This window comes from Pseudovibrio flavus, assembly GCF_009711345.1.
GTDB classification, from domain to species: Bacteria; Pseudomonadota; Alphaproteobacteria; order Rhizobiales; family Stappiaceae; genus Pseudovibrio; species Pseudovibrio flavus.
In genome coordinates, this window is the sequence record NZ_SMMA01000065.1 from 32,757 (window position 1) to 43,348 (window position 10,592).

Genomic DNA, 10,592 nt, shown 5'->3' on the forward strand with positions numbered 1-10,592 from the left:
GCAACTGGCCCTAAAAATTTGCACTGCGCCATGATGTGTCTTGGGCGCACACGACAAGAGGTTTTAGCGGCAAAGGCTAAAACAGATCCCGGTCCCTCGGGGCGCTCACTCGGGCGCCTCAGCCGAAGGCCGGGCAAGTAATTCGTATAGCTGCTCTTTTTGCTATCAAGGCGCGGTGGCTTTCACCGCTACCGACCTGCAAAAAAAGGCAGTTCAAGGTGTCATCTGCGCAAAACATGGGATGAGCTTTTAACAGTGCTTCCGCACGGAATAAAGAGGGGGAAAAGAGAAACTGCGAAAAATTGCAGGATCTCCTGTCTTCACGACAATAAGAGCCTGTAACTGCGCAGTTTCTCATAGGCTTTTTATTTATTCAGCCGGCATTGGCGGAATGTCGTCTTGCCGTGCATCAATCGCATCACGCGTGGAGTAGGCAATGTAGATACCGCCAGCGATGATAAGGGAAACGCCTATCCATACCGTTGGTTCCGGCCAGTCGCCAAACACCACAACGCCGAAGATCGTCGCGCTGACGATTGAAACGTAGTTGAGCGGGGCGAGAACCGACGCAGGTGTCCGATCAAACGCAAGAATGATGATGCCGTGCGCTGACAAGGACACAAAGCCAAGAGCAAGGATTGCCCAAAGGTGTTCAAGGCTTGGTGTGGTCCAGATCGCCAGATCGTAGTCGGTCATGGTGCCGACGATCAGAATTGGTGCAAGGGCCAACAGACCGGCAATGCTGGTGGAGATCTGTACGCCAAGCACAGTTCCCTGACCCGACAACCTGCGGGTAAGAAGCAGATAAACGGCGAAGAACGTGGCGGCAATAACCGGAAGGATCGAATAAGCGCTAAACGCCCCGGTACCCGGCTGGATGATAACCATCGCGCCAATAAGGCCAACGACCACTGCACCCCAACGTTTTGCGTCTACCTTCTCTTTCAAGACGACAGCGGAAAGCGCTGTAAGAATAAGCGGTTGCACGAAGAAGATCGCAATCGCGTCTGCCAGTGGAACGTATTTGAGCGCCACAAAGAAGAAGACGGAAGACAGTGCAATACATGCACCGCGCCAGAACTGGCCCATATCAAACTCGCGCAGCAAGGCGAGGATATCTTTTCTCAAAGCAAGCGCAACGCACAACGCCAGAAAGCCCTGACCGACATAGCGCAAAAACGCAACCAAAACAGGCGCGTAGAAGTAGGTCAGGTACTTGGCGATGCCATCGATAATCGGCCCGAGAAGCATGGCAATCGTCATAAGCAGGATGCCCTGCAACGCAACAGAAGACGGGCGCACCGCTGCTGCACTAGAAGTCATTTGGGACATGGACGCAGTGATTTCTACTTGAGGTTTTGTTGCAGGCTTACTGCCTTTTGGATTTGCGAGGATATATCACCAATTGCCGCAGGTGGGCCCCTATCCCCACTGCCGAAAGGCGGGCAGGGGGCGCGGTTCAATTGGGTTTGGTTATGTTCTGCGGTGACTTAAGGAAAGGTGGTATGCGCGCGCCTGCGCGCACACCCGTTTCATGTAATTATTCGCCGCCCGAAAGCGCTGCCAACTGCTCTGCACGAGCGCGCTTTGCAGCAAGTCGTTCACGGTGGCCAAGGTAAAGGCCGGACAAAACGATGAGCGTAATACCGATCCAAGCGGTGAGATCCGGCACCTCGGAAAAGAAGAAGTAGCCCATGGCCGTTGCTGAGAGAATATCAATGTAATTCAGCGGGGCGAGGAGCGAGGCTGGTGCACGCTCGAACGCTTTTACCAAAGCAACGTGACCAAGAACGGCAACGCCGCCAAGAGCCACAAGCCACATCACCGGCCAGAACGGAGCCTCAACAACGGACGGTTCGTAGATCGGGCCGCCAATGTCGAGGTAGTAGGCGATGATACTCACCGGCAGCAAAACCATTGCGCCGGAAAGACCTGCCGAGAACTGAATGCCAAGCTGGGTCGCTCTGCCGGAGTAAAGGCGGTTGACCATCAAATAGGTGGCGAAGGTTACAGCGCAGCCGAACGGCAGCAGGGCGTAGTAGCCGAACATGCCGGAACCGGGACGCATCACAATAATCACACCGATAAGACCGCCAACAACAGCTGCCCAACGATGCATGCCGACCTGCTCCTTCAAGAAGATGACAGACAGAACAGTCAGCACCATCGGCTGAACGAAGAAAATGGCAATAGCGTCGGTAATCGGAATGTACTTCAAGCCGATGACCATCATGATGGAGCCGATGGAAAGCAGCGTACCGCGCAGCACCTGCACCCAAGTAAACTCTCGCAGGAGGCTGGCTAGAGAGCGGCCATAGAACGGCGCTACAATCACGATAATCAATGCGTGAATGAAGAAGCGCACAAGCGAAATAGTAAGCGGTGAGAAGTGCGCGCCAAGGTATTTGACGATACCGTCGGTTCCCGACAGCATGAGGAAACCGATAATTGCAAGCACAGCACCTTGAACCGTGGGGCTAGACCAAGGGCCAGCTCCAGCGGTGGAGACGTTCGTTTTCATTTTTGTTGTCGCCTAAAAAGGCACTGCGCCGTGCAGGACCTTAAGGATAAAGAGCTGTATCGAGATCAGACAGCGGGCGCATGGAGGCGATCATCGCTCTAGCTTCCATACTGTCCTGATCCATCTGTTTTATCAGGGCTTCCGGGCCATCGAATTTCATTTCTTCTCGAATGTATCCGATCACACCGACCCTTAGAGTCTTGTCGTAGAGATCGCCTTCAAAGTCAAACAGATGAACTTCAAAGAGCGTCGCACCATCATCAAAGGTCGGACGGCGACCAAAGCTTGCAACGCCGTCATAAACTACACCGTCAACAACAACGCGAACGGCGTAGATACCCTGCTTCAAGGTGCAGTTGTCAGCAAGGCGCAGGTTCGCAGTCGGGTAGCCCAAAAGGCGGCCACGCTTATCGCCGTGCTGTACCGTTGCCTCTACAAAGTAACGGTAGCCGAGCAAACCGTTAGCAAGAGGCATATCTCCTTCCGCAAGCGCTGCGCGAATACGGCTGGAGGAAACAACATTGTCGCCTTCGTCACGCTGTGCGCCAACGATTTCGACATTAAAGCCATGGCGTTTTCCAGCATCCTGAAGAAACTCAGGTGTGCCTTGACGCGCTTTGCCAAAGTGGAAGTCGTAGCCGGTGATGCTTTGGCTAATGCCAAGCTGGTCAACAAGTATGTCTTTTACAAAGTCTTCGGCACTCATGCCAGCAAAGTCTGCGGCAAAGGCAACCTCTACGAGGCCGTCGATACCAATGGCTTCCATAATCTCCGCCTTTGCATGGGCAGGAGTAAGACGGAAAACAGGCTTATCTGGGCAAAAGAACGTGCGCGGATGCGGCTCAAACGTCATGGCGAGAACCGGTACACCAGCTTCTCGCGCATCTTTAATAGCCAGCTCCAAAACAGCCCTGTGGCCACGATGAACACCATCGAAATTGCCAATAGCAACTACGCCGCCGCGCAGACTTTCCGGCACGTTCGAAAGGTCATTCAAAATGCAAAATGGTCTGTCGTTGGTCGCCTGAGGGGCCATATAGAGCGTCCGTTTTTACCCGTTTGATTACCGCAAGACTTGCCTTCTCCTGAACCGGAGCGCAGACGGAACCATGCCTACTCCAATTCAGAAGAGAAAAATAGTCGCTCGCGCGGTTATTAAGCCTTAAAGCGGAACATCTATATCAACTCTTGAGGGAACTTTAACAGTTGCTTCCCCTTCAAGAACCAGAGTTTCGCCCGTAAAGCACTCGCAGCGTAAAGTGGCATGACACTTTTCAACGCGAAGGTCGGTTACTGTAACCTTCACCAATACATCATCGCCGATGTAAACAGGTGCTTTGAACTTAAGACTTTGGGAAAGATAGATGGCACCCGGACCCGGTAAGCGGGTGCCAAGAATAGCGGAAATCAGGCTGGCTGTATAAAGCCCGTGAGCGATACGGTTCTTGAAAGGTGTTTTTGCGGCAAAATGCTCTGAAAGATGGATGGGATTACGATCCCCTGAAACCTCGGCAAAACCAACAATGTCTTGAGCGCTAATATGCTTGGTAAACGCTTCTTCCATTCCAATATGAAGGTCTTCAAATGCGAGGGTGCGCAACTGCAACATGCGGACTGCCCCTTATAATATCCTTAAAACTGCAAAATCCTGTTAAGAATAAACTAGCCTTAAGGTTTTGGACAACTAAGCAGATAGAATAGCCCGCTGCATTGTAAAATTAACCTAACCTTTAACTAGGGAGGTTAATTCTGCCATGTGAGTGGGGTCATGTCTGAGATTTTGCCGATAGCTCTGAGAGCGTAAATTGGCCTATCCAGTTTGATTTAGTTTTGCTTGTAAGTTTTGGGCGATCGGTCCAGACCTAGGTATGGAGTTTTACATGGCTGTCGATCTTCAGATGCCAATCTTGGTAGTCGATGATTATAAGACCATGATTAGGATTATTCGTAATCTTTTGAAGCAGTTAGGCTTTAATGACATCGACGACGCAGCTGACGGTCAGGAAGCTTACGAGAAGATGAAGCAGCGCCGTTATGGCTTGGTAATTTCCGACTGGAATATGGAGCCTGTGACCGGTTACGAACTGTTGAAACAGGTGCGTCAGGACCCTGCGCTCTGCAAGACGCCGTTCATCATGGTAACGGCCGAATCAAAGACCGAAAACGTTATTGCCGCTAAGAAGGCTGGCGTTAACAACTACATCGTGAAGCCGTTTAACGCACAGACGTTGAAGGGCAAAATCGAAGCGGTTTTTGCTGATTAATCTGTTTTCCTAGGAAAGCGATTTTAACTGACTTACGGGCGGTCGCGCTATTTTGTGCGGCCGAATGCTAGCCCTTTGTCTGCTGCCCGTAAGCGGTCCACAACATGAATTGTGAGATAGTGCTATGGAGGCATTAGAAAAAATCGACCTTCAAAACGTCATTGAGTTCTTGGAGGAAAACAGGAACCGCACCTCGGAAGTTTCTCTAAACGACGTGATGCGGCTGGCCGAAGTTATGGCCGACTCTCTCTCTGAAGTTGTTATGGAAACAAAGCCTGACATAACTGAAGAGATGATGGCGATTGCCTTCGAGATTGCCCGCATGAAGCAGGAAATCAAGAAGCTGCGTGTTTCTGATATGAAGCACAGCCGTATTCCTGAAGCAGGGCAAGAGCTTGATGCGATTGTTAATGCGACGGAAGAGGCAACAAACACCATTATGGAAGCGGCTGAGTCTATTATGGCGGCCGATCCAAGTGATATCGAAGCCTACCAGCAAACCGTAAATGCTCAGGTGATGGAAATTTTTGAAGCCTGCGCGTTTCAGGACATCACAGGTCAGCGCATTTCCCGTGTTATCTCAACGCTCAACTTCATTGATGATCGCGTAAGCGAGTTTATCGAGCAAGTTCGTCTACGTCCTGAAGAGGAAGTGGATGAGGGGCCAGAGGAAACTGCGGAAGAAAAGCGTGCGCGTGAGCTTATCTTGCATGGTCCGCAGCTTGATGGCCAGGGCGTAAGCCAAGACGATATCGACAAACTATTCGGATAACGAACGCTAAAGTGTTCTGCATAGGTGCCGCAGCTTGCCTGCGAAGAAAGTGGCCGCTAAAGAGCCGCACAGCAGAACCCTTAGCCGCTCTTCGGTTTTAAGTGCGAGATAGGGCCTCGTGCCATGAACCCGAAGCCTACCTGCATAGGTTAAAGCTTGTGCTGCCAGTAAAGGACAGGGGCTTTACCAGCGCAAAGATGGCAGTAACGCAGCCGCGTTCATGCCTTCCTGCTTAAACCGCTCTTCCACCTTCCCAATATCCGGATTATCGACGCTGCCATATTCCAGAGCGTGAATGCCGTTGCTGATGAAGAGTACCGGAATATCCATCGCGTTCGCGCCCTTGATATCGGTTGGCATGCCATCACCAATGGCAAGAACACGATCTTTGGCGACAGGCTTTCCTGCAAGCTCGTTGATTTTTGCAAGCGCTGCATCGTAGATCGGCGCGAAAGGCTTACCCATAATCAGGGTCTTGCCGCCCATTTGCGCGTAAAGGCGCGCGAGAGAACCGGCGCACCAGACGAGTTTTTCTCCTTCGTGGGAAACAATATCCGGATTGGCGCAGACAAAGGTGAGATCACGAGCCAATAGACGCTCGAATAGAGGGCGGTAGTCTTCCGGCTCTTCAGCATTGCGGTTGTTTAAGGCTGTGCAGACGATCACTTCCCCGGTCTCTTCATCGCAGATTTCGTAGGAAAGCCCACGAAACAGTGACCGGTTTCGCTCTGGTCCGATGTGATAGATTTTCGGCTCTGGCTGCTTTTCCAGATCAGCGCGAACCACATCGCCAGATGTGACAATGGCATCGAAGCTGTCACGGGTGATACCCATGGAAGCTAGGTGTTCTTCTATAGCATGGTTCGGCCTTGGTGCATTGGTGAGCAGTACAACGGGCTTTCCCGTTTCTTCTCTATACCGCTGCAGGGCATCCTTGGCAGGTTCGAAAGCGCTCAAACCGTTATGCAGCACGCCCCATACATCGCAAAGGAGAGCGTCATATTGCTCTGCAATCTGGGACACTCCGTGAATGACAGGAATCTGGGGCATACGTTTTGAGTCCTTGGGAACAAGCAGGTAGGAGACTTGCAATGCGCAGACCGTTAGGCCAAACACAAAACATGCGGGTAAACGTCTACAAATCGTAGGTTTGAACACCATTCTCTTAGGGCAGGTGATAGGTCTTTGTCCAGAGACCGTTTGCACCAACGAGCCGCTGCAACTTGGAGACACCATGAGAGTTAGACAGCTCAGCGATACCACAATTAACAAAATTGCAGCGGGCGAGGTAATCGAGCGCCCTGCAAGTGTAATCAAAGAGTTGGTTGAAAACGCGGTGGATGCGGGAGCGACCCGTATTGAAGTGGTAACGGCTGCTGGTGGTAAAACCTTGATGCGCGTGACCGACAACGGATCGGGCATGACGCATGAGGATTTGGCCCTTGCTGTGCGCCGCCACTGTACCTCCAAGCTGCCTGAAGACGACCTAATGAACATCCGCACCATGGGTTTTCGTGGTGAAGCGCTGCCGTCTATCGGCTCTATCGCCCGTCTGACCATCACAACGGCCCATGAGAGCGAAGAGCATGCATGGAAGATTGATGTAGAAGGCGGTCAGACCGGTGATCCCGAGCCGACTTCGTTTAACCGCGGTACCCGTGTTGAGGTGCGCGATCTCTTCTTCTCCGTTCCTGCCCGATTAAAGTTTCTAAAGACAGACCGCGCTGAAGCCTCTGCTATTACGGATGTTATCAAGCGTGTGGCGCTGGCAAACCCGAACGTGCGCTTTTCTCTGTCCGGTTCCGACCGCCGTACGCTGGACTATCCAGCTTGCACTGGCGAGAACGCTCATCTTGCTCGCATCGGGCAGATCTTGGGTCCCGACTTCACAGAGAACGCCTTGGAAATTAACGCCGAGAGGGAAGGGGTACGCCTAACAGGCTTTGCCGGCTTGCCGACCTTCCACCGTGCGAACTCCCAGAACCAGTTCTTCTTCGTAAATGGTCGTCCAGTGCGCGATAAAATGCTGCTGGGAGCACTGAAGGGCGCGTACTCCGACGTTTTGGCGCGAGATCGCTACCCTGTTGCGGTTCTTTCCATTGATCTCGACCCGCACCATGTGGACGTAAACGTGCATCCTGCCAAGGCTGATGTGCGCTTTAGGGATGGTCAGCTCGTACGCGGTTTGCTGATTGGTGCGCTCCGCCACGCCTTTGTGGTGGCAGGGCACCGTGCATCCTCCGCCAATACCCAAGCGGCTATGAATAGTTTCCGGCCAATGGGCGGTGCGGCGCAAAACATGCGCACGCATAGCGGTGTGTCCTCAAGCGGATATACGCCGCCACGCACTGAAAATAGGAACTACGACTGGCAGCGCTCTGAAAGCAGGCCTGTTGGTGAACCTGAGGCTATGCACGGCTTCAACGAGCATCAGAGTGAATTCGTGATGCCCATGGAGCCATCCGGTTCAAGCGGGCTTTCATTTGATTTTGGTGCGTCGGAAGCAGGAACCCAGCATCAGAGTTTCGTTCAGCCATCTGCAGATGCGCGGGCGTTTGACGAAATTAGAGATGATGTCGAGGCGCTGGCAAATCCGCTGGGCGCTGCACGGGCGCAGATCCACGAGACTTACATTATTGCCCAGACTGAAGATGGTATTGTCATCGTCGATCAGCACGCAGCCCACGAACGTCTTGTTTATGAACGCCTTAAAGAGCACTCGCCCAAAACGCGGTGCCGCGCCAGATGCTTCTAATTCCAGAAGTCGTTGAGATGCCCGAAGATGATGTCGGAGCCTTGGATGAACGCGCTGCCGAGCTTGAAGAGCTTGGCCTAGTTCTGGAGCGCTTTGGTCCGGGAGCGGTTATTGTTCGCGAAATTCCGGCAATGCTAAAGAATTTGGCGATCAAAAAACTCGTGCGCGATCTGGCAGATGACTTTGTTGAATGGGAAAGTTCATCCCGACTGCGCGATAAGCTGGATCATGTCGCCGCTACTATGGCTTGCCACGGCTCTGTGCGTTCTGGTCGGCGTATGCGCTCTGAGGAAATGGATGCGCTGTTGCGGGAAATGGAGGCGACGCCGCTTTCCGGTCAGTGCAACCATGGTCGCCCGACTTGGATCAAGCTCAAACTCACAGACATCGAACGGTTGTTCGGAAGAGACTAGAGGCGCTGCCTTTAGCTAAATTTGCTAATTTAGCTAGTTCTTGATGGAAGGGCGCCGAAGGTGAGGCCTGTAGGCCCATGTCCAGAGCGCTACTACCCAGCCGCACACTCTAGCAGCCAATAAAAAAGCCCCGTTAAGGGCCTCATTGAAATACTGCTTCTAAACGTTTTCGACCGCGCCTTGTGAAAGGCGCGGTCGACGGGTTCTAAGTAGTGGCCTCAGAAGTCCCTTTGAGCACGGATCACGACGATAACTTCATCACGCTCTGTGAGGCGGGTATCGCGTGTCTTGATGTCGGTGTAGTCGATGTAACGGTATTCGATTTCTGTACCGATTTCGAAACCATCAACCGGGGTCCAGCCGATTTTACCGATTACGTCGAACTGATCGATGTCTGGAAGACGGTCGAAGTCAGCCTGAGCGTAAGAAGCCTGGAACGCTGTGTTCCACTCTGGGGTCCATTCGGTGTAGATACCACCTTCAATCGACCATGCTTCGGTCATGCCATCACCGCGCTTAACGGTTCCGGTTGTTGTAGAAGCATCAGTCGGGATGCGGAAGTTGGTTGTACCGATGGCAATCGCCCGCTGATCCCAGCTGGAGTTCACGTAGTCGATTGCGCCCTGACCGTAGTCACCCTGAAGGGCGAACTGGCTGTCACCAAGCCAACCGAGGTTAACTTCAACACCGGCACCGATTGCCCAGCCCACATCACCAGAACCTAGAGAGTCAAGGTAACGGACTTCGGAGATCGCACCCATGATCTGAGCACTACCCCAACCTTGGTCAACGCGGAAGTTCAAGACCAAGCTAGGCCAACGAGTGCCGCCATAACCTTGAGCAAAGCCGGTTGAGTTCAGGTAAGTACCTGCGAAGAGGTTTTCGTTGCGGAAGGAACGATCTTCAATCGCCAGAGAGGAGGAGAAGCCGTTGCCGAAGTCCGCTGTATAACCCGCAACCCATGTCTTACGGTCAGAGTAAGCTACGGTGTTGATGGAGCCATATGCATAACCGGTCCAGAAGTCGAAGAACGACTGGGTCCGACCAACAGTTAGGCCGCCGAACTGGATGAATGCACCGTCAAGTGTCGTACCGACTGCGGAGGACAGGATAGAGCCAGCTGGTTGCGTATCAGATGTCCAATAAACATCGATATAGGCACGCAGGAGGCCATATTCAGTCTGAGTACGAGCATCCATTCTCAGGTATGCACGACCGCGGGTTTCGGTACCGTTCAGATCACGATCTGTCCAGCCATTTGGTTCACTACCGAAGTTGCGGAAGCGGTATTCAGCACGAACACGGCCTCTGATCCGCAAGCAGGTATCAGTACCAGGAATGAAGAAGTAGCCTCGACCGTAGGCGTCACAAATCTGAACGTATTCTACTGGTTCCGGTGCAACAGGGAGATCAGCTGCATAGACCGGAGAGGCACCCATTAGAAGCGCTGCCGCGCCTTGAATTAATTTGCGCATAGTCCGACTCCTGAATAGGGGACACTAACCCCCCACTAAAAGTTTATTGACACAATTACTAAGTAATGACTTTATGAATGTCATATCTGTACTTGGGTTTTATTCAAAAACGCGAATTCCCTGACGTCATTGATTGCATTCGACTCGAACTTTATCAACTGAAACGCAGAAAATAACGCAGAGTTATGGGGACGGTTGGCAAAGTTGTTTCATTCCTGCAACGGTTTTGTTGGAAACTACGTAATCGTTACAAGTAAAAAATAAGGGCGAAGCTGTGGGAATTAAGGCCTTGTTATTGTTGGTTTACAGCTTCTTACACTCGCTGATTTGAATCATGCGCCGATTTGGGAAAACATTAGTTCTGGCGATCAGGGGTGATTTGGTCGTTTATG

General features: G+C 52.2%; 8 protein-coding genes and 1 pseudogene. 3 read left to right on the top strand and 6 right to left on the bottom strand.

The features are described from left to right. Positions 1–369 precede the first annotated feature (369 nt). The 4 genes from E1162_RS15300 to E1162_RS15315 all read right to left on the bottom strand — a co-directional run bounded on the left by E1162_RS15300 (position 370) and on the right by E1162_RS15315 (position 4,130). Positions 370–1,332, bottom strand: a complete 963-nt coding sequence (locus tag E1162_RS15300) for a DMT family transporter (protein ID WP_155132839.1) — start codon at positions 1,330–1,332, stop codon at positions 370–372. A gap of 208 nt (positions 1,333–1,540) precedes the next feature. Continuing rightward, positions 1,541–2,521 carry a DMT family transporter gene (locus E1162_RS15305; protein WP_155132842.1) on the bottom strand — a complete coding sequence of 327 codons (981 nt, stop codon included), beginning with the start codon at positions 2,519–2,521 and terminating at the stop codon, positions 1,541–1,543. 40 nt (positions 2,522–2,561) lie between these two features. Continuing rightward, positions 2,562–3,557, bottom strand: coding sequence for a bifunctional riboflavin kinase/FAD synthetase (locus E1162_RS15310; RefSeq protein WP_155132845.1), 996 nt, complete (start codon positions 3,555–3,557; stop codon positions 2,562–2,564). Positions 3,558–3,683: 126 nt separating this feature from the next. Continuing rightward, the gene (locus E1162_RS15315; RefSeq protein ID WP_155132848.1) at positions 3,684–4,130 is read right to left on the bottom strand and encodes a MaoC family dehydratase; all 447 of its coding nucleotides are present in this window, start codon (positions 4,128–4,130) and stop codon (positions 3,684–3,686) included. Positions 4,131–4,401: 271 nt separating this feature from the next. Here E1162_RS15315 and E1162_RS15320 point away from each other — a divergent pair, with 271 nt between their 5' ends. Together E1162_RS15320 and E1162_RS15325 are read left to right on the top strand one after the other, a co-directional pair. Next, positions 4,402–4,785: a response regulator gene (locus E1162_RS15320; RefSeq protein WP_155132851.1), complete on the top strand. Its 384-nt coding sequence runs from the start codon at positions 4,402–4,404 to the stop codon at positions 4,783–4,785. Between the two features lie 124 nt (positions 4,786–4,909). Then, positions 4,910–5,557 carry a protein phosphatase CheZ gene (locus tag E1162_RS15325; protein WP_155132854.1) on the top strand — a complete coding sequence of 216 codons (648 nt, stop codon included), beginning with the start codon at positions 4,910–4,912 and terminating at the stop codon, positions 5,555–5,557. A gap of 183 nt (positions 5,558–5,740) precedes the next feature. Here E1162_RS15325 and E1162_RS15330 read toward each other — a convergent pair whose 3' ends face one another. Then, positions 5,741–6,607: a TIGR01459 family HAD-type hydrolase gene (locus E1162_RS15330; RefSeq protein ID WP_155132857.1), complete on the bottom strand. Its 867-nt coding sequence runs from the start codon at positions 6,605–6,607 to the stop codon at positions 5,741–5,743. A 184-nt stretch (positions 6,608–6,791) separates the two neighbouring features. Between E1162_RS15330 and mutL the strand changes: the two are divergent. After that, positions 6,792–8,725: pseudogene (gene mutL / locus E1162_RS15335) on the top strand (DNA mismatch repair endonuclease MutL). Between the two features lie 218 nt (positions 8,726–8,943). On the opposite strand, the gene E1162_RS15340 reads toward mutL, so the two are convergent. Further along, positions 8,944–10,200 (bottom strand): porin, encoded by a 1,257-nt coding sequence (locus E1162_RS15340; RefSeq protein WP_155132860.1) that lies wholly within the window; start codon positions 10,198–10,200, stop codon positions 8,944–8,946. Between the last annotated feature and the right edge of the window lie 392 nt (positions 10,201–10,592).